Here is a 22,889-nt window from a genome sequence, read left to right on the forward strand (position 1 = left end):
CAATTGATAAAGATGGATTACCGCGCCGGCAGCGGCAAACACACGGCGAGCCACGCGGGCGGCGTCGGTGCGAGCTGTAGCGCGATCGGCGTATAGCGCCCGTCGAGGCGCGCCGCCAGGTGAAACAGTTCCGTCGCATTCTTAGGATCCCACTGACCCGAATAGCCGGGCAAGCCGGCTTCGCGACGTCTTGCATCGAACGGAACGCTCGAATGCACGAATTCTTCATGCGTCTTGCTGCCGGCCGCATACGGCGCCAGCCAGTTGAGCGCGGCTTCCAGCGACGCGCCGTCCGCGCCCTTCTCAGGCAACCAGTTGCGGTTATGGCGACGCGCGGCGAGCGCGGCTGTCACGAGCGGCTGCAAGTCGTAGGTGACGTAGTGCAGCGCGTCGCGTTCGCTGAAATCGATCGTCGAACCATCCGGCTCGATGTTGTCGCCGATATGCTCGACGAACAGACGCTGGGCCGCGTTGATCATCTTGCGGTTGTCGAGCGTGAACGCGGCCATGGCAATCAGTTTGATCCGATGGCTTTGCCAGTTGTTTCTAAACGTTCCCTTGAGCGGGCGCGGCTGCGCGTCGATTTGCCCGATGTAGCCGTTCGCGAGCTTTGTCAGGAACGCCATCGACGCATTGCGCGTTTTCACCGGCAACGCGCTCGCCGTCATGTCGTACGCGAGAATCAGTCCTTCGAAACGGGTTTCGTCGATCGGATTGAAGCTCGGTTGATAGGTCGTGACCCAGGCGTACAGCAAGCGGTCGACGAGCTTGAGATAGCGGTCGTCGCTAGTGGCGCGCCAGGCAAGTGCGGCGTCGCGCAACAGATCGAGATCTTTCTCCGCTTCGACGCTCTGGTCGTAGATGCCTTCGTGCGGCAGCGTGCCTTCGGTATGCAGCTTCGCCAGCGCATGCGGCTGGTCGTTCAGATGGGCCTGCACATTGCTCACCAGCGCTTTCACACCGGGATCGGCGTTCGTGCGTTCGCTGGTCTGCAGCGCGGGCGCCGCGCAAAAATTCATCGCGGCCTGCGCTTGCCGCAGCGGCAGCAGCACGGCTGCGCCAGCCAACAGCAGCGCGCAGGCTTGCCGCCAGTTCGGCGCTCGCGTTGCTTCGGTCCGGCTTTGCATCAATCGCACCTTTCGCGCCATGCGAAACTCCTCGTTAGGCTGATTCGGTGTGTGATGTTAGCCGTTTGCGGGCACGAACGACAGAGAACTCAGGACAGAACCCCGCACCGCCCTGCCGCCTCTATTCGAGACAGTGGGCGATGCGCGGCAGCGAGCCTGCTTACTCGTAGTCGGCGATCGGCACGCAGGAGCAGAACAGATTGCGGTCGCCGTACACGTTGTCCGCGCGGCCAACCGGCGGCCAGTACTTCTTTGCGATAAGCGTGGGCAGCGGATACGCCGCGGTTTCGCGCGCATACGCGTGCTTCCAGTCATTCGCGATCACCACCGCTGCCGTGTGCGGCGCATGCTTCAGCGGATTGTCCTCGCGATCCGAGCGGCCTTCTTCGACCGCGCGAATTTCCTCGCGGATCGCAATCATCGCTTCGATGAAACGGTCGAGTTCTTCCTTCGATTCCGATTCGGTCGGCTCGACCATCAGCGTGCCCGGCACCGGGAAGCTCATGGTCGGGGCGTGGAAGCCGTAGTCGGCGAGACGCTTGGCGACGTCGTCGACGGTGATGCCGCTGGTTTCCTTGATCGGACGCAGATCGAGAATGCACTCGTGCGCGACCAGTCCGCCCGGGCCCGAATACAGCACCGGATAATGCGGCGCGAGTTTTTTCGCGACGTAGTTCGCGTTGAGGATCGCGGTTTCGGTCGCGGCGGTGAGGTTCTTAGCACCCATCATCGCGATATACATCCACGAGATCGGCAGGATCGATGCAGAGCCGTACGGTGCGCCCGACACCGCGCCGATGCCGTTCGGCGCGCGTTCATAGCCCGACGAGATCTGGTTCGGCAGGAATTGTGCGAGATGCGCGCCGACCGCCACCGGACCGACGCCCGGTCCGCCGCCGCCGTGCGGAATGCAGAAGGTCTTGTGCAGATTCAGGTGCGAGACGTCGCCGCCGAACTGGCCCGGCGCCGTCAGACCGACCATCGCGTTCATGTTCGCGCCGTCCACATAGACCTGGCCGCCGTGCGCATGCACGATTTCGCAGATTTCGCGCACGTTCTGCTCGAACACGCCGTGCGTGGACGGATACGTGATCATGATCGCCGCGAGTTTGTCGGCGTGCTGATCGGCTTTTTTCTTCAGGTCTTCGATATCGACGTTGCCCTGCGCGTCGCAGGCCACCACGACCACTTGCATGCCGGCCATCTGCGCCGAAGCCGGGTTCGTGCCGTGCGCCGAAGCGGGAATCAGGCAGACATTGCGATGCGCTTCGCCGCGCGACGCGTGATACGCGTGGATGATCAACAGGCCGGCGTATTCGCCTTGCGAGCCGGCGTTCGGTTGCAGCGACACAGCCGCGTAACCGGTGGCCGCGACCAGCATCTCTTCGAGCTGATCGATCATCTCGCGGTAGCCGACGGTTTGCTCAGCCGGCGCGAACGGATGGATCTGGCCGAATTCAGGCCACGTAACCGGCAGCATTTCCGAGGTGGCGTTCAGCTTCATCGTGCACGAACCGAGCGGGATCATCGAACGGTCGAGCGCGAGGTCCTTGTCCGACAGGCTGCGCAGATAGCGCAGCATTTCCGTTTCCGAATGATGACGGTTGAACACGTGGTGCGTGAGATACGCGCTGGTGCGTTCGAGCGCGGCCGGCACCGATGCGGTGTTCGATGCGGCGAGCTTTGCGTCGAGTGCATCGACTTGCGGCACATCGTTGGTGAAAGCCGCTTGCGCAAACACGGCCAGCAGATCGGCGAGATCGTGGCGTGTCGTGGTTTCGTCGATCGACAGGCCCACTTGCGTGGCGCTGACGCGACGCAGATTGATACGCTTCGCGGTGGCCGCGTCGAGCAGCGCTTGCGTGCGCGCGCCGGTTTCGAACGTGAGCGTGTCGAAGAAAGTTTCGTTGGCGAGCGTATAGCCGAGTTGCTTCGCGCCTTCCGCCAGCAACGCGGCGATGCGGTTCACGCGCAGCGCGATCGTCTTCAGGCCGTGCGGGCCGTGATAGACGGCATACATGCTGGCCATGATCGCGAGCAGCGCTTGTGCGGTACACACGTTCGAGGTCGCCTTCTCGCGGCGGATGTGTTGTTCGCGCGTTTGCAGGGCGAGACGCAGCGCGGGATTGCCTTGTGCGTCGACGGTCACGCCGACGAGACGGCCCGGCATTTGACGCTTGAACTCGTCGCGCACGGCGAGGTAAGCCGCGTGCGGACCACCGAAGCCGACCGGCACGCCGAAGCGCTGCGTATTGCCGACGGCCACGTCCGCGCCCCATTCGCCCGGCGGCGTGAGCACGGTCAGCGCGAGCAGGTCGGCGGCGACCACCACGTGGCCGCCCGCTGCGTGGATCGCTTCGGTGAGCGCGCGGTAGTCGCGCACGTCGCCGTTCACGCCCGGGTATTGCAACAGCACGCCGAACGCATTCGCATTCGCGGCTTCCGCAGCGGGGCCCACTTTCACTTCAATGCCGACCGGCGTGGCGCGCGTCTTCACCACTTCGATGGTTTGCGGCAGCACGTCGTCGGCCACGTAGAACACGTTCGACTTCGGCTTGCCGATGCGTTGCAGCAGCGTCATCGCTTCAGCGGCGGCGGTAGCTTCGTCGAGGAGCGACGCATTCGAGATCGCCAGACCCGTCAGGTCGACGATCATCTGCTGGAAGTTCAGCAGCGCTTCCAGACGGCCTTGCGAGATTTCTGGCTGATACGGCGTGTACGCGGTGTACCACGCCGGATTTTCCAGCACGTTACGCAGGATCACCGTCGGCGTGTGCGCATTGTAGTAGCCCTGCCCGATGTACGAGCGGAACACCTGGTTCTTGTCCGCGAGTTCGCGCAGCGCGGCGAGCGCTTCCGCCTCGCTCTTCGGTTGCGTGAAGGGTCCGAGCGGCAGCGTTTCGGTGCGGCGGATCGTCTTCGGAATGACGGCGTCGATCAGCGCGGCGCGCGACGCAAAGCCGAGGGCTTCGAGCATGGCGTGCTGGTCGGCCGCGTCCGGGCCGATATGCCGTTCGGCGAAGGCGTCATGCACTTCGAGCGCGGCGAGCGAGAGAGGAGTGCGGTTCATCAGACGATCCGGGTGTTCGAGCTTCATGGGTGTTCCTGGCGGTGCGGCTGTCCTGCGACTTTCTGAAGGACGCGCCGCACCTGTCGGGTTAAACGTAAAGGTGAATCAGGCGCCGATTGACTTGGTGTAAGCGTCGGCGTCGATCAGACGGTCTTGCGTGGCGTCCGCAGCCGGCTTGATCTTGAAGAGCCAGCTTTCGTACGGCGTGCTGTTGACCGAATCAGGTGTGTCGGCCACGGCGGTGTTCGCTTCGATGATCTCGCCCGAGACCGGCGCGTAGATATCGGAAGCGGCCTTCACCGATTCGATGACGGCGACGGTGTCGCCCGCGGTAACGGTCTTGCCCAGTTCCTGGACTTCGAAGAAGACGATATCGCCGAGCGCTTCCTGGGCGTGGTCGGTGATGCCGACCGTCAGCGTGCCGTCCGCCTCGGTGCGGACCCACTCGTGCGATTCGGTGTATTTCAGATCGGCCGGGATGCTCATCGGATGCTCCTATGCGGTGTGATTCGGTTGTAACTTGGGAAGTAGACGCACGCGCAGGTTTGCTTAAACCGCGAGCACTTTGCCATTGCGCACGAACGGCAGTTTTACCACGCTTGCGGGGACGTTTTTGTCACGAATCTGAACGTGTACTGTGTCGCCCGGCTGCACGCCTTTCGGCACACGCGCGAAGGCGATCGATTCCTGCATGGTCGGGGAAAACGTACCGCTGGTGATTTCGCCTTCGCCCTGCGGCGTGACGACTTTCTGATGAGCACGCAGCACGCCCGCCGCCTTGCCGTTTTCCTTCAGCAGGATCAAACCGACGAACGCAGCCTGCGAGCCGTCCGCTTCCAGCTTGCCCTTGCCGACGAAGTCGCGCGGCGAGGTGAGGTCGACGGTCCAGGCGAGCCCGGCGTCGAGCGGCGAGACGTCGTCGTCCATGTCCTGGCCGTACAGGTTCATGCCGGCTTCGAGCCGCAGCGTGTCGCGCGCGCCGAGACCAGCCGGGCGCACGCCTTGAGCTTGCAATGCATTCCACAGCGCTTCGACGTGATCTGCGGGGACGATGATTTCGAAGCCGTCTTCGCCGGTGTAGCCGGTGCGAGCGACGGTCAATTCGCCGAACGGCGTGTCTTCGATACGTGCGGCGTTGAAGGGCTTCAGCGCTTCAGTGGCGGCGCGTGCGGCCGGCACGGTTTGCCAGACCTTTTCGCGCGCATTCGGACCTTGTACAGCGACGATCGCATAGTCGCGGCGCGGCGTGATGGTCAGGCCAAAGCTGCCTTCGGCGTTGAGCTGGCCGAACCAGGCGATATCTTTATCAGCGGTGCCGGCGTTGACGACCACGCGGAAGTGGTCTTCGCCGAAGTAATAGACGATCAGATCGTCGATCACGCCGCCATTCGGATTCAGCAGACAGGAATACAGTGCGCGGCCGGGCGTTTGCAGCTTGGCGACGTTGTTCGCCAGCGCGTATTCGAAGAAAGCGCGCACGCGCTCGCCGGTGAAATCGACGACGCACATGTGCGAGACGTCGAACATGCCGGCGTCGGTGCGCACGGCGCGGTGTTCGTCGATCTGCGAGCCGTAATTGACGGGCATGTCCCAGCCGCCGAAATCGACCATGCGGGCATTGAGCGCACGATGGGTGGCGTTGAGCGGGGTGTGTTTGAGTTCGGTCATGGGGCCTCGGGCGTCTCGCGAAACAAAAAAGGCCATGCGGCGCTACGCCTCGCGGCCTTTCGGCTGCGAGCGATGCGTTGCATGGCCCCTCTGTCCTCGATACCTGAGAGATTGCGTTGCCGTGGTCACGTTGACGTGCCGCGGTGAAACGCGCGCCCCTTCGGTGGGCAGCTTGCCAGATCCGCTCGATTAAAAACGACGCAGACGGCTACTGCCGCTCTCCAGAGTGCGAAAAACCTGTGCCTCGATGTTGCCTGGACGCGGGTTTTTCGACGCGGTCGGTCCTTTTGCCTGAGAGTTTGCGGGTGTGCCCCTTCGGCGGCGCGGCCTGCGGTTTTCTGCGGCCAGCACGCTCTCCCGACGCGTGCGGCGAATGTACGCGAGGGCCGGGGGCTTGTCAAATAAAGGCCCGTGAGCGGCGCGGCGGTTGACTTGGCGCCTTTGCAGCTGTCAAAAAAAGCGCGGGACGTGATGCCCGCGCTCGTACTGTTTCGGTGTGGAATCTGAAATTGATTCTGGCGCGATTATTCGCCGATAGCGTGTGCCGCGTTGTCCAGTTCCTGGTTCAGCACGCGCTGTTCGTCGCCGGACAGGCCGCCGCCATGCTGCGCGGCCATGTCGTGCGCTTCCTGACGGATCACGTCGAGACGATGGTGCAGCGCGCCGCCTTGGGGCGGCGGGTAATAACCCTGATTCACGCGGTTGTCGATCCGGCGGCTGAGATTGTCGATGCGGCCGTCGACCTGACGCAGGCGCTGATCCGCGATCTGTTGCGGGTTGGGACGAGGCGCCGGCTGGGATTGAGGCGCCACCACACAGGCGGCGAGGGAACTGAGCAAGGCACACGCGGCGAGCGCACGGATAGTACGGGGCATGGACACTCCGGAAGTCATTGTCGTTTTGTGGTGCTACCCCGGTAGCAACGGATGACCACCGGGCCGCGCTGACCGGCGGCGCGGCCTGATTTGTAACGTTATATTCCTTTCGCGCTTGTCAGCGTTCTCTGGCCCGCACCGCGTGCACGGCGAGTGCAGTTTTAGGTATACAAGTCGTTTCGACGCGCAGGCCAAACCGTCAACGAATCCGATCGAACGGCAGCCGGACGCCTTCTTCCGAGCTTCGGGTGGCAAGCTCGATAACCGTCATTACGTCGACGGCGTCCTGTGCGCTCACTGGGAATTTGACGCCGTTCTGGATCGCGTCGGCCACCGCAATATAAAACCCGGTGTACTCACCATTGCGCGTCGGCAACTCGCGCTCGACTTCCTGATCGCCTTCCAGCACGCGCAGCACACCTGCGGCATTGCCCGCGCCGAAGCCGTCGTCGCCCGGACGCAGGCCCGCCTTCAATTGATCTTCCTGCGTGTCGAGCCCGTATTTCATATAACTGCCGCGCGTGCCGTGGATGGTGAAGCGCGGCGCGACCAGCGCCGTCAACGCGCTGGCGTGCAGCACCACTTCGAATTCGCCGTAGCCGAGCTGGATGTGCACGTAGTCGGGCGCGCCGGCGTCGTCGCGATGGGTGCGCACCGTTGCCGACACGGTTTGCGGCGTGCCGAACAGCGCCAGCGCCTGGTCGATCAGATGCGGTCCGAGATCCAGCAGCAAGCCGCCGCCTCGCGACGCTTCCTCGCGCCAGCGCTGCCGCACCTCCGGCCGGAAACGGTCGAAGTGCGATTCGTATTGCGTGATTCGTCCCAATTCGCCGCTCGCGAGCAGATCGCGCACGGTCAGAAAATCACCGTCCCAGCGGCGGTTGTGAAACGGCATGAAAAGCTTGCTGCGGGCGAGCGCGATGTTGGCCAGCGTGTGTGCGTCGGCGGCGTTCAGCGTGACCGGTTTGTCGACCACCACATGCTTGCCCGCTTCCAGCGTGCGGCGCGCCAGGTCGAAGTGCGTGTCGTTCGGCGTGGCGATCACGATGCAGTCGAGTTCATCCAGCGCCAGCAGTGCGTCGAGGTCGGCCACCACCTTCGTGTGCGGATAGTCGGCGAGCGCGTGCTCGGGCTGGCTCGTGGCGATGGCCGCGACGCTCGCGCGGCCGCAGTGCTCGATCACCGGCGCATGAAAGGTCGCGCCGGCGAAACCGTAACCCATCAATCCAATCTTCAGCGATGCGGACATGCGTGTCTTCCTGCAAAAAACGGCGCGCCGCTTTGCCACCGCGGCGACGGCGCGCAACACCGCAATTGTGGCATGTCCTGGCGGTGGACCGTCAGCGTCGTCGCGGGCATTGGTCGCCGCTATCCGTCAACACAATCGTGTTAACATCGCTCCTCTCGCGCGAATCGCAGCGGGCCGGAACACACTCGCATCGCGCGTGGCGCCCGTTCCAGCCGCCGGGTCCGCGCAGCATGCCTCCGGGCCTTCGGCCGGCAAATTGCGCCGCCACGCCTTCAACCGCTGCTTTCAACCGCATTACCCATCCACAGACGATGTCCGCAGGCCTGAACCCCGCTCAAAATGAAGCGGTCCGTTATCTTGACGGTCCGTGTCTCGTGCTCGCCGGCGCAGGTAGCGGCAAGACGCGCGTGATCACGCAGAAGATCGCGCACCTGATCGAAGCCAAGGGCTTCGAGCCGCGCCACATCGCCGCCGTCACGTTCACGAACAAGGCCGCGCTGGAAATGCGCGAGCGCGTGGGCAAGCTGCTCGAAGGCAAGACACTGACGACGCCCGGCAAGGAAGGCCGTAAAGTGCCCGTCAACCAGTTGACGGTCTGCACCTTCCACTCCCTCGGCGTGCAGATTCTGCGGCAGGAAGCGGAGCATGTCGGTTTGAAGCCGCAGTTTTCGATCATGGATTCCGACGACTGCTTCGGCATGATCCAGGAGCAGGTAGGCTCGACGGATAAAGGCTTCATCCGCAAGATCCAGTCGATCATCTCGTTGTGGAAGAACGGCATGATCATGCCCGAGCAGGCGATTGCGATCGCCGCGAACGAGGATGAACATCAGGCCGCGATCGTCTACCGCAATTACGTGGCGACGCTGCATGCGTATCAGGCAGTCGATTTCGACGACCTGATCCGTCTGCCCGCCGAACTCTTCGAGAAGAACGAGCAGGTGCGCGACCGCTGGCAGAACAAGCTGCGCTATCTGCTGATCGACGAGTATCAGGACACCAACGCCTGCCAGTACGAACTGGTGAAACTGCTGGCCGGCAAGCGCGCGGCGTTCACGGCGGTCGGCGACGACGACCAGGCGATCTACGGCTGGCGCGGCGCGACGCTCGAAAATCTCGGACAGCTCAGCAAGGATTTTCCGAAGCTGCATCTGATCAAGCTGGAGCAGAATTACCGCTCGACCGTGCGCATTCTGACCGCGGCGAACAACGTGATCGCGAACAATCCGAAGCTGTTCGAAAAGAAGCTGTGGTCCGAGCACGGCATGGGCGACACGATCACCGTCACGCCGTGCAACGACGAAGAGCACGAGGCCGAATCCGTGGTGTTTCGCCTGTCGGCGCACAAGTTCGAGCGGCGCGCGAATTTCCGCGACTACGCGATCCTGTATCGCGGCAATTTTCAGGCGCGCATTTTCGAGCAGGTGTTGCGGCGCGAGCGGATTCCGTATGTGTTGTCCGGCGGCCAATCGTTTTTCGACAAGGCCGAGATCAAGGACATCTGCGCGTATCTGCGTCTGATCGCCAACGCGAACGACGACCCCGCGTTCATCCGCGCAATCACTACGCCGCGACGCGGCGTCGGTAATACGACGCTCGAGGCGCTCGGCTCGTTCGCGGGCCAGGCCAAGGTGTCGCTGTTCGAGGCAGTGTACATGGGCGGCATCGAGGCGCGTCTCTCGCCACGGCAGATCGAACCCATGCGCGTGTTCTGCGACTTCATGCAGCGCCTCACCGATCGCGCCGAAAAGGATGCCGCCGGCACGCTGCTCGACGAACTGATGGACGCGATCCACTACGAGGCCTATCTCTACGACGCGTTCGACGAACGTCAGGCGCAGTCCAAGTGGCAAAACGTGCTGGAGTTCATGGAGTGGCTCAAGCGCAAGGGCACGAAGGCTGAGCCTGCGGGCACGGCGAACGACGAAGCCACCGGCTACGACACCGCCGACGGTCTAGGCGACACCGGCAAGAGTCTGCTCGGCCTGATTCAGACCGTGGCGTTGATGTCGATGCTCGAAGGCCGCGAGGAAGATCCCGACGCGGTGCGGCTTTCGACGGTGCATGCGTCGAAGGGTCTGGAGTATCCGCACGTGTTTCTGGTGGGCGTCGAGGAAGGCATCATGCCGCATCGCGGCGGTCCCGACGACGAGCCGATCGACGACGCGCGCATCGAAGAAGAACGCCGGCTGATGTACGTGGCGATCACGCGTGCGCAGCGCAGTCTGCATCTGAACTGGTGCAAGAAGCGCAAGCGCGCGCGCGAGACGGTGGTGTGCGAGCCGTCGCGTTTCATCCCCGAAATGCTGCTCGACGACGCCCCGCCGCCGACGCCCGAAGAAGCGCCGATGTCGCCGAAAGACCGGCTCGCGAGTTTGAAGGCGCTGTTGCAGAAGCCTTGAACTGGCGCTGAAAACGTTGAGATGACGTAGGCCCATTTGCAGGCCGAGATATAAAAAAATCCCTGCACCGCGTCGCCAACGGTGCAGGGATTTTTTAGTGGTGCGGCCAACGCCGCGAGCGTTTTTACTTCACCGCGCTGACCATGTAGTCGACGGCGGCCTTCACGTCCGCGTCGGAAGCAGTCGAGCCGCCCTTCGGAGGCATCGCACCCTTGCCGTGCAGCGCGTAGTTATAGACCGTGTCCATCGGCTCTTTCAGGCGCGGCGCCCAGGCATCCTTGTCGCCGAACTTGGGTGCGTTCAGCACGCCGGCCGCATGGCAGGCTTGGCAAACCTGCTGATACAACGCCTTGCCGGCCTGCGACGCGTCCGCGCTTTGCGTGCCGCCCGCTGCCGGCGCGGCTGCTTGCGGTACGCTCGCCATGGCGGCCATCGCTGCGGCGGCCTGTGCCGCACCCGCGTCGGAAGCGCCGGCCGGCGCCGCAGCCGCAGCACCGGATGCCGCCGCCGCTGGTGCGCCCGCTGCCGGCTGAGCCGGTTCGGGGAAACTTCCGCCGGAATTGTTGGCCATGTAGGCGACCGCGCGGGCGATTTCGAAATCGCTGTAGTCGTCCGGGCTGGTGCCGCCGCGCGGGGGCATCGCGCCTTTGCCGGAGAGCGCCGTGTGCAGCAGCGTGTCGAAGCCCTGCGCGATGCGCGGTGCCCAGTCGGCGGTATTGGTGAATTTCGGCGCGCCTGCCGCACCCGACGCGTGACACGCGGAGCACACCGCCTTATAGACTTCCTCGCCGCTCTTGTAGACGCGCGGCGCGTTGGCGTCGCGAATGTCGACCTGGGCAAATGGCTTGATGCGGGCGGTGACCTCGGCTTCGGAGAGAGAGTCGGTGCCGGCGCCGGTGCGCGTCGAATTGTCGACGTAGATCACTAACAGAACGATGATGACGATCGGTACCGCAAAACTGGCAATGATCGCGGCGACGAGCTGTCCGGGGGTTTTGATCGGGGCTCCGTGTGGTGCTTCGCTCATGCTTGTCTCGTCTCCGTGGGTATGTGAGCGGTACAGCGTGACGGCAACTTCTTGTTCTTTAATCAGCCACGGACGATTATAGACGGAACATTTCGACGGCGGCGAGGGGCGCGGCGCGGTGTTCAGCAGGCGTTTACCCGCATCGCGCGGGTTGCCTGAAAGACCGCGAAGACCGCCATGCAGGCCGTCCGGTGGACGGTATGGCGGAAACCGGGTATCCTTTCGGTCTCGCTTTGGCGTCGCATCCGTTCTGGTGCCACGCTTTCGTGTTGAAGCGCCCGTAGCTCAATGGATAGAGTACTGCCCTCCGAAGGCAGGGGTTGCTGGTTCGATCCCAGCCGGGCGCACCATAAAGAATCGATCTCGCTCAAGGGCTTACGCAATATGCGCTAAGCCCTTTTGTTTCTTACGGCCCGGTCGTGTCACACGCGTGCCGCCTAAGACCCCACATTCCTGCAATAGTCGTTTGGCAACGCCTTACGTATGCTCGCATGTCCCTTTGCAGATTCGTCCCAAAACGTCCCGCTTTATTTGTGCCGTAAATTAAGAATCGGACGTTTGAAGGTCTCCATGCGGACATTTCGCATAGCCCCATCCTATTTCCTGAATTAGCATATTTTGGTCATGCAAATTCCATCGCGCGTGAATATCCCCGGAGCGGAATTTTGACATCGCTTCACTGATTAATAAGGTGTCGCGATCTATCCGCGCGCCAATCGTTTTATTGCAGGTCATGTACAAAATAACCCGGCTGATTTTAACCGCATCGATCATGATGCTATCCAATCTCGTCCACGCGCAATCAGTGCCTCCTCAAACGGGCGCAAGCGAGTTTGCCGGCCCCTATGTGGGTTTCAAGTTGGGCGTGAATACCTCCGATGCTTCAGGCGCCGTCAATAAAGCATCGCATACTGCGATTTTTCCGGGGTTTACGGCGGGATATAACTTCGATGTCGATCGCTTCGTTGCAGGCGCGGAAGTTTTTGCCGATCTGCATCACGGCTCGACAACTTCTAAAGATGGCGGAATCGATGCGAAATTTGGCATGCCATTCAATCAGTGTATGCCGTACATACGTGTTGGATTGACAATGGACCGGCCGGACACACGCCTTCACTGGGGTTTAGGCGTCGAATATAAGTTTGCTAAACACATGAGCGCGGTGAGCGAATGGACAACCGACACCAGCAATCACGACGGGACCCGAAGAACAAATAACAGTTTCACAATCGGCGTGCAATATCACTTCAACTAACGGGCTAAATTCCCGACTACCTGGCTATCCGATTAGCTCCAACAACCGCCGTCACCGCAACAAGGTTGTTGAAAACGCCCCCTGCCGTTAGAATCCCCCGGTCACTGGGGAGTAGCCTTCCTTCATCCATTGAAGGAGAGCGCGTCAACATACTTGGCCTGCGGGTCATGGCGCGTTCGACCGCGTCGGTTTGGCGAGACCATTGACGCACTGCCTCGTTCTGGTCGGACGGGCGGCGGTGCGTCATTGGTTTGTCATCGACGTCCGACCGCGGAGCAGCCCTGTGAAACATCGTCGTAACTTGCCAGTCTCCCCTACTACCCGTCCGCCGCGTCGCTGCCTTTGCGTGATTGCGGGGTGCCACGCATGACCGGTCTCCTGCTCGAACTTGCCATCATGCTCGTCGTCATTCTGGTGGCGGCCGAGCTCTTCACCAATGCACTCGAGCATCTGGGTGAACGCCTCGAGATTTCCGAAGGCGTGACGGGTTCACTGTTCGCCGCCGTCGGCACCGCGTTGCCCGAGACGCTCGTGCCGCTGCTCGCGATCGCCAGCGGCACGACGGATAGCGCGGTCAATCAGGAGATCGGCGTTGGCGCGATTCTCGGTGCGCCGCTGATGCTTTCCACCCTCTCCACTTTCCTCATGACGCTCGCAATTCTCGGCTCGCGCGGCGCGCGCGGCTGGGTCGCGCCGGAGCGCACGGGCTTCACGCGCGACCTGAACTATTTCCTGTGTGCGTTCGTACTGGCAGCGGCCGCGATGTACGTGCCGCATGAGCAGATGATCGTGCGCGCGCTCTTCAGCCTGGCGCTGGTCGGCGTGTACGTCACTTATGTGGTGATGACCTTCCGCGCATCGAATGAATTGGTCGATGCCGGCCACGGCACTGAAGCGCCGGGCAAGATGCTGATCTCGCGCCTCGGCGTGCCGACCAACCTCGCGACCATCGTGGTGCAATTGACGCTGGCCGTCGCGTTGCTGGTGTGGGGCGCGGAAGGCTTCATCCATGGTGTGCGTGGCGTATCGCAGGCGCTCGGCGTGTCGCCGCTGCTGCTCTCGCTGCTGATCATTCCGATCGCCACCGAACTGCCCGAGAAGGTCAACAGCATTCTGTGGATCCGCCGCGGCAAGGACACGCTGGCGTTCGGCAACATCACCGGTGCGATGGTGTTTCAGGGCACCCTGCTGCCCGCGATCGGTATTCTGCTGACGCCGTGGGTGCCGCGTATCGAAGTGGTGACCGGCATCGTAATCACGCTCGTCGCCGCGGCGTGGCTGCGGGTCAATGTGCGTGAGCGCGGCGTGCCGGTTTGGGCATTGCTGGTTTGCGGGGTGCTCTATGCCACGTATCTGGCGATTACGCTGAGCCGCTAAACGAGCCGCCGGCCACAGCTGAAAATAGTCGCAGAAGGCCGTTAGCCGGACGGCCCTCTGCGTTTCACATTCAGTTCGCCCGGGCCGTTGTCGCCGCCGTGGCCGTTGTCGCGCCGTCCGGCTTGAACACGGTTCTCCAGTCATCTTTCATATCGACGACAAGCCAGCCTTTCGCGCCGGCCTCGTCCAGACCTTTGTCGAGCTTGCCGCTCTTCGCCGCGCGGTCGTATGCGTATTCGCGCTCCGCGTCCGTGTGATGCACGAGCGCGGCGAGCCGCGGGCCGTCGCCTGCCGAGGTCCATTCGAGCATCGGCGCGTCGCCATCCGCGTTGCCGAACGCGATCACCGGACGCCTGCCGATCACGCGATCGATGGCCAGCGGTTTGGCCGAGCCGTCGAGCAACGTGTCGACCTGCGAGAGACGCGTCAGCGAAACCGCGCCGTTACTCTGGCCGTACCGGTATTTGACGGTGCTGCCAATCACCTGCTCGGGCGGAATGCCATACATGCGCTGGGCCACGTCGCGGACAAACTCGACGTCGCCACCCGTCACCAGATAGGTCTTGAAGCCATTCGCGCGCAGATAGGCGAGCAACTCGAGCATGGGCTGATACGCGAGATCGGCATAAGGCCGGTTGAAGCGCGGGTCGCCCGCGGAATCGAACCATTCGTGCACGAGCGCGGCGAACTGATCGCCCGTCATGCCGGCGTGGGCCGCCGCCAACAACCGCATCGAGCCGGTGTCGCCGCTTGCCGCCACATTCCTGAGATTGCCTTTGAGGATCGAGCGGAACGGTTCCTGGTGCTTCCATTCCGGATGCCGTGCGGCCACCGTCTTCACACGTTGCAGCGCGAACACCAGTTGTACCGGGGCGGGCTGCTCAGGCCACAGTGTGCCATCGTTATCGAATACAGCGATCCGGTCGGCACGCGGGATGAAATCCTTGGACTCGGGCGTCGTCACCAGCGTCACGAAGTCGACGATCGACCGTTTGGTCTTCGTGTCGTTCCATGATGCCAACGCGGCGGCCGTCGATGCGCCGGTCTGCGACACGCCGTCCTGGCGCGGCGTCACCGAACAGGCGGAAAGAAGGACAACGGTGAAGGCAATGCAGTACCGGTGCAGCGTGCGAATCATGAAAGCCTCATCGAAAGCGGTGGGTCGAATTCAAGCGAGCGCCAGTCTAATGGGCCGAAGCGGTAATTGCAGCCGTTGTGGGATTTTTTAGACGTTGAGGGTCGAGACTCACCTGGCAAAACACAATGCCAATTGAATAAGCGGGCAAGTCGGTCGAGACCGATCTCGCTTTTCAGCCGTGCCACAAATTTATCTCTGTAACTTCTAAAATCGCCGCCAGTATTCCTAGCGGTGCCGGCTCGGTGAATCTTCTCTTTTCCACATGCTTCGTTTGATGCGACGCCTCTCGTTTCAAGGAGCGCTCATGCAACCTGCGCGCGCGCGCGCAGTGTGGCTTGCGGACGCAGGCTGCCCCGATGCGGTGCCGCAGGAGTGAGAATGCCGAACTGCCATTCGATGAGGACGATTATGAGTCAACCTAACTGTTTATTCGCAGCCAGGCGGCTCGTTGCCGGATTGTGCAGAGGCGCGCTCGTGACAACGGTCGGCGTGAGTCTCTCCCAGACGGCGTGGGCGACGGAAGGCGGCATCGGCCGTCCGATTACCGGCCAGCAGGTAACGCCGTACGGCGGCATCGTGCCGCCCACCAGCGACTGGATCGTGTCGGCCGCCACGGTCTACTACGAAGGCTCGCTAGGCGCGAGCAAGTCGATTCCGATTGCCGGGCAGGTCACGCAAGGCGTCAATGCGACGGCCGAATACACGATCCTCGCCGCGGTCAAGACGTGGGGGATCACCGTGGGCGGCTGGAACTTCGCGTCGTCGTTCGGGGTGCCGGTTCAGTACACCAACATCTCGTCGTTTCATGGCCGCTTGCCGGACGACCACGGCACGCAGTTCGCCGATTTCTTCTTCACGCCAGTCATTGCCGGCTATCACCTGACCAGGAACGACCACGTCGCATTCAGTGTTCAGATCTACGCGCCGACTGGTGCGTACAACTCGAACCGGCTAGCCAATGCCGGACAGAACACGTGGACCTTCACGCCGACAATCGCTTATACGAAATTGCTGCCGAAGGAGAACGTTGAGTTGTCGTTGAATTACGGCCTCGAGTTCTATACGCCGAATAAGGATACCCATTATCACAACGCGCCGGTCAGCGTGCTCGATCTGCTCGCACTCAAGCGCTTCAGCAACGGCTGGGGCGTCGGCGTGGTGGGTGGTTATGTCCAGCAGATCGGCCACGACAGCGGCGGCATTGCGGACATTGTCGGCGGCGCTCAGGGCCATTCCGTGGGCGTCGGGCCGATGATCACCTGGTCGGGCAAGATTCAGAAAACGCCCGTGTCGGCTGCGCTGCGCTGGGTCAACGAATTCAACACCAGCAACCGACCGAAGGGCAACGTGGTGCAACTGTCGGTCAATGCGACGTTTCAGTAATGCTGCGGCAAAATGCGCAAGCACGGTGCGCTGCTGCGCTGCGCGCAGCAAACCCGGGATTACACTGCGGCGGCCGCGCGCTCTTTCTCATACTTGATGAGCTTCAACACACGCGAATTGACGAAGTAGCGAATGTAGTTGGTCGGTGAATAGAAAATATCCGTTTGCCATTCGCCGCACAGCAGATCCTTGCCGGTGGGATCGTCCGCGGGCTGCACGATGGTGTCGGCCATGATGCGGTCGATACCCGACACATTCGGGCCGGACTCGTGCCATAGCGCACTGTTCATGATCACGAAGTCGCCCGGATTCAGTTCCGGCGTGAGCTTCGGCCACTTGAATTCGAAGCTGTCCGGATTGATCTCGCCGGCATCGCCGAGCACGCCCAGTTTGTGCGAGCCCGCGTAAAACGACATGCCGCCGTTGTCCGCGTTGACGATGCTGAGCGGCACGAACATGCTGCACTTGTTCAGATTGCCGAGGTGATAGCAACTGTCCTGATGCAGAAACACTTTGTTCGAACTGAACTTGTCCTTGATCACGAAACGGTGGTTGTACAGCGCGACGTGTTCGCCGAATATCTGCCGGAACGTCTCGGCAAAAACCGGCTCCTTGTACATGGAGGCCAGCTTCGGCGGCAATTGCTCGGTGAGCGAAACCGGATTCGCCTTGTTGACGTCGCGGCCTTCGGCCAACTGCGCGTCGTAAAACGCCTGCCACTCGGCTTGCCATTCCTGCACGACAGGCCGCGGAATCGCGTTGCGCATCACGAATACGCCAGTCTCTTTGAAGACGTCCGGATTGAACGTCTCCGAAGCGATCTGATCGATGACCGCCTCAACGGATGCCAGGGTATTTTTCATGTCGAAGGCTAAATGAATCGGAACGTCAGTTCGTTGTCTTGCGTGTTCTTGAATTTGTTGCACTTCGCGAGCACGTTGTATTTCAACGGGAACAGTTCGCGCTCCGGCGATTCCAGAATGTCGATCTCGACGATATCGAAATCGCGCAGCAGCACGTTCCAGCCGTGCTCGGTGATGCGCCAGCAATCCGGCGAGGGTCCGTGAATGCGCCAGTTCAGCGGCGCGGAAATCATCAGGTGGCCTTCGTGCTTCAGAATGCGGCGGATTTCCTTGACCGTGTCGAACGGGTTCAGCGTGTGTTCGATCACGTCCATGCACACCACCACGTCGTATGCGCTTTCCGGAATCGCCGCATTGACCTTGGTGATGTCGCCGACGATTGTCGGCTTGTAGGTGTCGACCACGTCGAATGTGTCGACGCTGAAGTTCGTGAAGCACTGGCGTACCAGAGACCGATCTTGCGGTCCCACTTCGAGCAGCTTGCCGGTGTGTTCCGCGAGGCGGTCGGCGGTGCGCCGCACGAAAGCGTCCATGTGTTCCCGCGTGAGCGGGAAGGTGTCGTTATCGAATTTGGATGGCGTGGCCATGGTGAAATTCTCGCTGGGGTGTTGGCTTCAATCGACGGCGCCGGCCGCGTAGAGCGAAGCGGCTTTGTCGATCGACGTCTGGATCTGGTGCGGCACAGCCAGGCTCGTCTCGCCGACGGCGCGGCACGATTGCCTGAAATGGTCGATCTTCACTTCCGCATCCGACGGAAAACGGAGCGCATCCGTCGACCAGCTTTCTTTCGGAAGCAACTTGCAGATGTCGTGGTCTTCGTCGAACACCTGTTGGTTCATTCGCACGGTGGATTCGAAAAACGAATCGAGCACGCGCGTGGCGTTCTCATTCAGCGTGTTCGATGCGTACAGTCGGCTGGTGAACCGCGTGCGGCTTTCGCCTTGCCGCGCCGGGAAGAAGTTCTGCAGCGAATACGAGTAGCCGTACGTCGACGAGATCATCGTGAACGGGAAGATATAGAGACTCATATATCCCTCGTACTGGTAGTCGATATTGAACAGCCTGCGCAGGCGCGCCAACTGGTTGGCAAGACGTGCATTGCCGAGTGGCGCGTACCAGATCGAATTGGCGCCGTCGAACACGTTCTGACCGTCGCCGAGTTGCAAGGTGGCGAGCGTTTCCGTGTGGACCGCGGCAATGTGATACGGCTCGAGCGCGTTCTCGACGGCGAGCGGCCAATAGCACTCGTAGTCGTAGCGGTTCAGATCGAGGCGCCGGTCGACATTGAACGAAATGTTCTCGAGGATATCCGCGCTCTTGCCCAACTGTTCGTACAAGTCCGTGCGCGGCTTGATCGCGAAAAACACGAAGTCGCCGCACCAGTCGACCTGGAATGTATTGAAGCGCGCGCGGTCGATATCGCACGACTTGAAGCGTGCCTTCTCCGGCACGATGATCGTCCCGTTCTTATAAGTCCAGCCGTGATAGCCGCAGGTCGCCGGCCGGTTGCCGTGCTCATCGGTATAAATTCGCGCGCCGCGGTGCGGACAGGTGTTGTCGAATGCAACGATCTCGCCGTTGTCGTTGAACAGGACGATCTCGCCCGACACGCCGTCGAATTTGATGAAGTCGCCGTCGTTGGCGAGCTCACGGCGATGACAGGCGAGATGCCAGTACTGTTCGAACAGAATCCGGTCGAGCGTCATGTCAGAGCTTCCTGGCGGGCGCGGTGTAGATCACGGCGTCTTCAGCCACCGAGCGCATCACGATGGCGCCGGCGCCGATTTTCGCGCGTGCGCCGATCTTCAGCTTCGGCAGGATTTTCGCGCCGCTGCCGAAAAATACGCCCTCGCCGGTTTGCACGTAGCCGGTCAGATCGACGTGCGAGCTGAGCGTCGAGTAATTGCCGAGCTTGACGTCGTGGCCGACGCTCGACAGCACGTTGATCGCGACGAAGTCGCCGACGCGCGCGTCGGCCGACACCACCGCTTGAGGGCACACCACCACACCTTCGCCGAGCACGGCGGAGCGCGCGATGACGGCGCTCGGATGCACGAGGGTCGCGAACACCGCGCCGCGCTCACGCAGGCGCGCCACCACGGCGCGTTTGGCAGCAGGGTCGCCGATAGCGACGAGCAAGGCTTCGCCATCCTGCGGGCAATAGTTGTCGATGTCGCCACGCCATTCGAGCTGGTACGGATAGCCTTCCAGCGCGGCCGGATTTGCGTCGAGAAATGCGCTGACGCTTGCCCCCCGGCCCGCGTCCGCCGCGTCTTGCGCCCAGTTGATCAGCTCGCGCGCGAAAGCGCCGCAGCCGGCCACGATCAGTCGCTTCACCATCATCGAACCTTATATCCGCCGTCGACGACGAGCGTGGTGCCGGTGATCCAGCGGCTCGCCCCGCTCAGCAGGAACAGCGCGGATTGCGCGACGTCGTCGGCCTCGCCGAAGCCGAGCAGGTGGCTCTTCTCGTAGGCCGCGAGCGCTTCGTCGGGGCTGCCGCCCGTCAGCCGCTCATGCATGGCGGTGTGAACCGCGCCGGCCGCGATCGAGTTGACGCGAATCTTGCGCGGCGCCATTTCGCAGGCAAGCGAGCGGACCAATCCGTCGATGCCCGCCTTGGCGGCGGAGTAAGCCGTCATGCCCGCTTGACCCGTCGAACCGGCCACCGACGACATGAACACGAGCGAACCGCCATCCGCGATCACGTTTTTCTTGCTGCCGGCGCGGGCAATGCCGAACGCCGCATACAAACTGCTGCCGAACACCTGGTCCAGCTGTTCCTGTTTCGTCAGCTTCGCCGGACGAATCAACTCGACGCCGGCCGCGTGAAACACGCCGGCAAACGTGCCGTGCGTTTCAGCGAGGTGACTCACCCATTCGGCGGTTTGATCGGCGTCGGCGAGCGATGCGACGGCGATAACATGACCGCTGCCGTGAAGCCCGGCGAGCGTCGCCTGAAGGCGAGCCTCGTCGCGCCCGGCGGCAATCACGCGGCCGCCCAGGCTGGCGACCAGTTTCGCGCTCGCCTGGCCGATGCCCGACGACGCGCCGGTCACGAGATAGAGGCCGCCGGCGAGGCAGTTGTCAGCAAAGAGTGTCATGTCTCGATCGTGTCCACGATGGTGAGCGGCCCGACCGCGAGCGCCGCCGAAGCCCACGAATACCCGACGCCGAAGCCGAACATGCCCAGCTGCAGCGTTTCTTCCTTCAGGCGGTGTTTCAGTTCGGTGGTCATCAGCAGCGGAATCGATGCACAACTCGTATTGCCGTAGTCGCCGATATTGGTCGGCACGCGTTCAGCCGGCAGGCCGGCCTTCTTGGCCAGATGCTTCAGCATGAACAGGTTGGCCTGATGGAACAGGAACGCCTCGTACGTGTCCTTGTCGCGGCCGGCGATATCGAGCGTGCGCGAGACCAGCTTCGGCACCGCGTTCAGCGTGAAATTGAAAACCTCACCGCCGTCCATGAAGAGGCATTGCGGCGATTTGCCGGCCATGCGTTCGTCACCCGCGGCGTCATACGACTTGAAGCCGCCCGACGGCACGATCAGATTGCGCACGCCCTTGCCATCCGCACCGATGATGAAGTGCGCCGCAGCCTCGCTTTCCGACGCTTCGAGCGCCGTCATCGTGCCCGCGTCGCCGAACAGCAGCGTGGTGGAGCGGTCGGTCGGGTCGATGATCTTGCTGATCGTGTCGCCCACCGCGAGCAGCACCCGCTTTGCCGCGCCGGTCTGAATCAGGTTCATGCCGAGCCACAGCGCTTGCGGATAGCCGGAGCAGCCGAGGTTGATGTCGAAGGCGAGACACGCGCTCGGCAAACCCATTTCCGCCTGCAACACGAACGCCGTGCCGGGCAAGCGGTAGTCCGGTGTTTGCGAGACGAAGATCAGCGCGTCGATCGAGTCCGCCTGCCAGCCGAGTCCTGCGAGCAGCTTCTCGCCGGCCTTGCGGCACAGATCGCCGGTGCTCGTCTGCGCGTCGGCCCAGCGGCGCCGGTTGACGCCGATCATCTTGACCACGTCGCGGACAGCGGATGCATCGAACCTCTCGAGGAAGTAGTCGTTATCGACCTGTCTCGACGGCACGCACGACACCACGCCTGCGATGCGGGCGCCTTGCGTGCGTAACTCGCGCCCTGCGCTGAAGTCCGGCGAACTCATGCTCAACTCCTTAGGCTGCTTTCTTCGCCGTGCTGATCAGTGCTTCGATGTCGGCGATGGTGTTGCAATTGTTCAACGTCTGGCCGCTCAGCATCACGTTGAAGCAGTCGTCGACGAGAGCGATCGTCGACACGACGGCGAGCGAATCCCAGTTATGCTCGTGCAAATCGAGTTCCGGCGTAATCAGGCTCGCGTCGATCTCGAAGATTTCGGCCATTCCTTCGTAAAAGTTTTCCATGTCCACTCCTGCTAGTAAGTCACCATGCAGCCGGCCCATGAGTAGCCGACGCCAAAGCCCAACAACATCAATCGACTGCCGTGCGTGAGCAGGCCGTCGTCTTTCATCTGCTTCAATGCGAGCGGAACCGTCGAAGAAACGGTGTTGCCGCATTGCTCCATCAGGATCGGAAACTTCGCTTCCGGGACCTTCATCTTCTTGCGCAGTGCTTCGAGCATGAAACGGTTTGCCTGATGCAGCACGAAGAAGTCGATTTCCTCGCGGTCCATGCCGGCCTTTTCGAGCAGCGCTGTCGCTGCTTTGGGCACTTCGGCGAGCGAGAACGCCATCACTTCGGCGCCGTTCATGTACAGATGTTCGTCGGTGCGCACGTTGCCGGATGCATCGGTCGTTTCGAGTGCGCTTTGCGCGCTCTTCGGCTCGCGAAACAGTCCCGCCTTGACGATCAGGTTTTGCGCGCCGCGGCCGTCCGTACCGAACACGAAAGGGCCGATCGACGCGTCGCTGTCCCTGGAGGCGATGATCGCCGTCGCGCTGGCGCCGTCGCCGAACAGGGTGCGGACGCTCTTGTCGAGCGGGTGCACGTATTTCGAATAGGTGTCGGCGGTCAGCAGCAGCACGCAGCGTGCGGCGCCGGTTTCCACCAGACCCTTGGCGAGCGAGAGTCCGTACACGTAGCCCGAGCAGCCGAGATTCACGTCGAGCGCGCCGGCGTGAGTCGCAATGCCGAGCCGGTCCTGCAACAGGCAGGCCGAAGTGGGCAGCACATAGTCGGGTGCCTGCGTGCACAGAATGACGAAGTCGACATCCTGCGCGTTCACTGCGCCCTGAGCGAAGAGATTGCGCGCCGCTTCGTAAGCCAGATCCGCCGCGGTCTGTTCGGCCGACGCGATATGCCGTTGCTGAATGCCGGTCTTGGCCAGGATCTTGTCCGCCGGCCATTCCGGATAGAGCGCGGCGAGCTGCTCGTTCGTCAGGATCTGCTCGGGCAGAAATCCGGCGATATCGAGAATGCGCGCTTGCATCCGGTCGGATCGAACAGAGGACGTCAT

General features: G+C 62.3%; 21 protein-coding genes, 1 tRNA gene and 3 riboswitches. Of the genes, 5 read left to right on the forward strand and 17 right to left on the reverse strand.

The window, feature by feature from the left end; translation table 11 throughout:
* Window positions 1-17: 17 nt before the first annotated feature.
* From B0G75_RS08675 to B0G75_RS08700, 6 genes are all read right to left on the reverse strand, one after another.
* Entirely contained in the window at window positions 18-1,148 is a 1,131-nt protein-coding gene (locus tag B0G75_RS08675) for an alginate lyase family protein (RefSeq protein WP_106303187.1), read from the reverse strand.
* 139 nt (window positions 1,149-1,287) lie between these two features.
* Window positions 1,288-4,224, reverse strand: coding sequence for an aminomethyl-transferring glycine dehydrogenase (gcvP, locus tag B0G75_RS08680; protein ID WP_106303190.1), 2,937 nt, complete (start codon window positions 4,222-4,224; stop codon window positions 1,288-1,290).
* 78 nt (window positions 4,225-4,302) lie between these two features.
* Window positions 4,303-4,683 carry a glycine cleavage system protein GcvH gene (gcvH, locus tag B0G75_RS08685; protein WP_012434788.1) on the reverse strand — a complete coding sequence of 127 codons (381 nt, stop codon included), beginning with the start codon at window positions 4,681-4,683 and terminating at the stop codon, window positions 4,303-4,305.
* A 63-nt stretch (window positions 4,684-4,746) separates the two neighbouring features.
* Window positions 4,747-5,865, reverse strand: a complete 1,119-nt coding sequence (gene gcvT / locus B0G75_RS08690; RefSeq protein WP_106303192.1) for a glycine cleavage system aminomethyltransferase GcvT — start codon at window positions 5,863-5,865, stop codon at window positions 4,747-4,749.
* An 80-nt stretch (window positions 5,866-5,945) separates the two neighbouring features.
* Window positions 5,946-6,100: riboswitch (glycine riboswitch) on the reverse strand.
* 33 nt (window positions 6,101-6,133) lie between these two features.
* Window positions 6,134-6,235, reverse strand: a riboswitch (glycine riboswitch).
* A gap of 154 nt (window positions 6,236-6,389) precedes the next feature.
* Window positions 6,390-6,740: a hypothetical protein gene (locus B0G75_RS08695; protein ID WP_106303196.1), complete on the reverse strand. Its 351-nt coding sequence runs from the start codon at window positions 6,738-6,740 to the stop codon at window positions 6,390-6,392.
* Window positions 6,741-6,939: 199 nt separating this feature from the next.
* Window positions 6,940-7,989, reverse strand: a complete 1,050-nt coding sequence (locus B0G75_RS08700; RefSeq protein WP_106303199.1) for an oxidoreductase — start codon at window positions 7,987-7,989, stop codon at window positions 6,940-6,942.
* A 311-nt stretch (window positions 7,990-8,300) separates the two neighbouring features.
* Between B0G75_RS08700 and B0G75_RS08705 the strand changes: the two genes are divergently transcribed.
* Window positions 8,301-10,391 carry a UvrD-helicase domain-containing protein gene (locus B0G75_RS08705; protein ID WP_106303202.1) on the forward strand — a complete coding sequence of 697 codons (2,091 nt, stop codon included), beginning with the start codon at window positions 8,301-8,303 and terminating at the stop codon, window positions 10,389-10,391.
* Window positions 10,392-10,515: 124 nt separating this feature from the next.
* Here B0G75_RS08705 and B0G75_RS08710 read toward each other — a convergent pair whose 3' ends face one another.
* Window positions 10,516-11,418: a cytochrome c5 family protein gene (locus B0G75_RS08710; protein ID WP_106303205.1), complete on the reverse strand. Its 903-nt coding sequence runs from the start codon at window positions 11,416-11,418 to the stop codon at window positions 10,516-10,518.
* A gap of 274 nt (window positions 11,419-11,692) precedes the next feature.
* Here B0G75_RS08710 and B0G75_RS08715 point away from each other — a divergent pair.
* Window positions 11,693-11,768: transfer RNA gene (locus B0G75_RS08715), tRNA-Arg, on the forward strand.
* Between the two features lie 193 nt (window positions 11,769-11,961).
* Here the strand turns inward: B0G75_RS08715 and B0G75_RS40565 are convergent.
* Window positions 11,962-12,192, reverse strand: coding sequence for a hypothetical protein (locus tag B0G75_RS40565; protein WP_181309217.1), 231 nt, complete (start codon window positions 12,190-12,192; stop codon window positions 11,962-11,964).
* Between B0G75_RS40565 and B0G75_RS08720 the strand changes: the two genes are divergently transcribed.
* Window positions 12,191-12,673: an outer membrane protein gene (locus B0G75_RS08720; RefSeq protein ID WP_258194253.1), complete on the forward strand. Its 483-nt coding sequence runs from the start codon at window positions 12,191-12,193 to the stop codon at window positions 12,671-12,673. The genes B0G75_RS40565 and B0G75_RS08720 overlap by 2 nt on opposite strands.
* A gap of 94 nt (window positions 12,674-12,767) precedes the next feature.
* Window positions 12,768-12,947, forward strand: a riboswitch (yybP-ykoY riboswitch).
* Window positions 12,948-13,039: 92 nt separating this feature from the next.
* Window positions 13,040-14,050: a sodium:calcium antiporter gene (locus B0G75_RS08725; protein ID WP_106303210.1), complete on the forward strand. Its 1,011-nt coding sequence runs from the start codon at window positions 13,040-13,042 to the stop codon at window positions 14,048-14,050.
* Window positions 14,051-14,120: 70 nt separating this feature from the next.
* Here the strand turns inward: B0G75_RS08725 and B0G75_RS08730 are convergent, their stop codons facing one another.
* Window positions 14,121-15,188 carry an HAD family phosphatase gene (locus B0G75_RS08730; RefSeq protein WP_106303213.1) on the reverse strand — a complete coding sequence of 356 codons (1,068 nt, stop codon included), beginning with the start codon at window positions 15,186-15,188 and terminating at the stop codon, window positions 14,121-14,123.
* Between the two features lie 474 nt (window positions 15,189-15,662).
* Between B0G75_RS08730 and B0G75_RS08735 the strand changes: the two genes are divergently transcribed.
* Window positions 15,663-16,571, forward strand: coding sequence for a transporter (locus B0G75_RS08735; protein WP_258194255.1), 909 nt, complete (start codon window positions 15,663-15,665; stop codon window positions 16,569-16,571).
* Between the two features lie 59 nt (window positions 16,572-16,630).
* Here B0G75_RS08735 and B0G75_RS08740 read toward each other — a convergent pair whose 3' ends face one another.
* Genes B0G75_RS08740 through B0G75_RS08775 form a run of 8 tightly spaced genes read right to left on the reverse strand, consistent with a single transcriptional unit; the run spans window position 16,631 to window position 22,889 of the window.
* Window positions 16,631-17,434 (reverse strand): phytanoyl-CoA dioxygenase family protein, encoded by an 804-nt coding sequence (locus B0G75_RS08740; protein WP_106303219.1) that lies wholly within the window; start codon window positions 17,432-17,434, stop codon window positions 16,631-16,633.
* A gap of 8 nt (window positions 17,435-17,442) precedes the next feature.
* A complete protein-coding gene (locus B0G75_RS08745; RefSeq protein ID WP_106303222.1) occupies window positions 17,443-18,021 on the reverse strand; it encodes a methyltransferase domain-containing protein in 579 nt (192 codons plus the stop codon).
* A 27-nt stretch (window positions 18,022-18,048) separates the two neighbouring features.
* Window positions 18,049-19,140, reverse strand: a complete 1,092-nt coding sequence (locus B0G75_RS08750; RefSeq protein ID WP_106303225.1) for an aromatic ring-hydroxylating dioxygenase subunit alpha — start codon at window positions 19,138-19,140, stop codon at window positions 18,049-18,051.
* A 1-nt stretch (window position 19,141) separates the two neighbouring features.
* Window positions 19,142-19,774: an acetyltransferase gene (locus B0G75_RS08755; protein ID WP_106303736.1), complete on the reverse strand. Its 633-nt coding sequence runs from the start codon at window positions 19,772-19,774 to the stop codon at window positions 19,142-19,144.
* Window positions 19,774-20,538, reverse strand: a complete 765-nt coding sequence (locus B0G75_RS08760) for an SDR family NAD(P)-dependent oxidoreductase (protein WP_106303228.1) — start codon at window positions 20,536-20,538, stop codon at window positions 19,774-19,776. The genes B0G75_RS08755 and B0G75_RS08760 overlap by 1 nt, the downstream gene beginning before the upstream one ends.
* A complete protein-coding gene (locus tag B0G75_RS08765) occupies window positions 20,535-21,599 on the reverse strand; it encodes a ketoacyl-ACP synthase III (protein WP_106303231.1) in 1,065 nt (354 codons plus the stop codon). The genes B0G75_RS08760 and B0G75_RS08765 overlap by 4 nt, the downstream gene beginning before the upstream one ends.
* A gap of 10 nt (window positions 21,600-21,609) precedes the next feature.
* Window positions 21,610-21,837: an acyl carrier protein gene (locus tag B0G75_RS08770; protein WP_106303234.1), complete on the reverse strand. Its 228-nt coding sequence runs from the start codon at window positions 21,835-21,837 to the stop codon at window positions 21,610-21,612.
* Between the two features lie 11 nt (window positions 21,838-21,848).
* Window positions 21,849-22,889: a ketoacyl-ACP synthase III gene (locus tag B0G75_RS08775; protein WP_181309205.1), complete on the reverse strand. Its 1,041-nt coding sequence runs from the start codon at window positions 22,887-22,889 to the stop codon at window positions 21,849-21,851.

Source organism: Paraburkholderia sp. BL18I3N2, assembly GCF_003001875.1.
Classification (GTDB): Bacteria; Pseudomonadota; Gammaproteobacteria; order Burkholderiales; family Burkholderiaceae; genus Paraburkholderia; species Paraburkholderia phytofirmans.

Bases quoted from the DNA above. Each gene is read 5' to 3' on its own strand.
- B0G75_RS08760 (WP_106303228.1), bottom strand. From the start codon at position 20,538: ATGACACTCTTTGCTGACAACTGCCTCGCCGGCGGCCTCTATCTCGTG.
- B0G75_RS40565 (WP_181309217.1), bottom strand. From the start codon at position 12,192: ATGATCGATGCGGTTAAAATCAGCCGGGTTATTTTGTACATGACCTGC.
- gcvP (WP_106303190.1), bottom strand. From the start codon at position 4,224: ATGAAGCTCGAACACCCGGATCGTCTGATGAACCGCACTCCTCTCTCG.
- B0G75_RS08710 (WP_106303205.1), bottom strand. From the start codon at position 11,418: ATGAGCGAAGCACCACACGGAGCCCCGATCAAAACCCCCGGACAGCTC.
- B0G75_RS08770 (WP_106303234.1), bottom strand. From the start codon at position 21,837: ATGGAAAACTTTTACGAAGGAATGGCCGAAATCTTCGAGATCGACGCG.
- B0G75_RS08740 (WP_106303219.1), bottom strand. From the start codon at position 17,434: ATGAAAAATACCCTGGCATCCGTTGAGGCGGTCATCGATCAGATCGCT.
- B0G75_RS08765 (WP_106303231.1), bottom strand. From the start codon at position 21,599: ATGAGTTCGCCGGACTTCAGCGCAGGGCGCGAGTTACGCACGCAAGGC.
- B0G75_RS08755 (WP_106303736.1), bottom strand. From the start codon at position 19,774: ATGGTGAAGCGACTGATCGTGGCCGGCTGCGGCGCTTTCGCGCGCGAG.
- gcvH (WP_012434788.1), bottom strand. From the start codon at position 4,683: ATGAGCATCCCGGCCGATCTGAAATACACCGAATCGCACGAGTGGGTC.
- B0G75_RS08730 (WP_106303213.1), bottom strand. From the start codon at position 15,188: ATGATTCGCACGCTGCACCGGTACTGCATTGCCTTCACCGTTGTCCTT.
- B0G75_RS08700 (WP_106303199.1), bottom strand. From the start codon at position 7,989: ATGTCCGCATCGCTGAAGATTGGATTGATGGGTTACGGTTTCGCCGGC.
- gcvT (WP_106303192.1), bottom strand. From the start codon at position 5,865: ATGACCGAACTCAAACACACCCCGCTCAACGCCACCCATCGTGCGCTC.
- B0G75_RS08750 (WP_106303225.1), bottom strand. From the start codon at position 19,140: ATGACGCTCGACCGGATTCTGTTCGAACAGTACTGGCATCTCGCCTGT.
- B0G75_RS08745 (WP_106303222.1), bottom strand. From the start codon at position 18,021: ATGGCCACGCCATCCAAATTCGATAACGACACCTTCCCGCTCACGCGG.
- B0G75_RS08775 (WP_181309205.1), bottom strand. From the start codon at position 22,889: ATGACGTCCTCTGTTCGATCCGACCGGATGCAAGCGCGCATTCTCGAT.
- B0G75_RS08705 (WP_106303202.1), top strand. From the start codon at position 8,301: ATGTCCGCAGGCCTGAACCCCGCTCAAAATGAAGCGGTCCGTTATCTT.
- B0G75_RS08720 (WP_258194253.1), top strand. From the start codon at position 12,191: ATGATGCTATCCAATCTCGTCCACGCGCAATCAGTGCCTCCTCAAACG.
- B0G75_RS08675 (WP_106303187.1), bottom strand. From the start codon at position 1,148: ATGGCGCGAAAGGTGCGATTGATGCAAAGCCGGACCGAAGCAACGCGA.
- B0G75_RS08725 (WP_106303210.1), top strand. From the start codon at position 13,040: ATGACCGGTCTCCTGCTCGAACTTGCCATCATGCTCGTCGTCATTCTG.
- B0G75_RS08695 (WP_106303196.1), bottom strand. From the start codon at position 6,740: ATGCCCCGTACTATCCGTGCGCTCGCCGCGTGTGCCTTGCTCAGTTCC.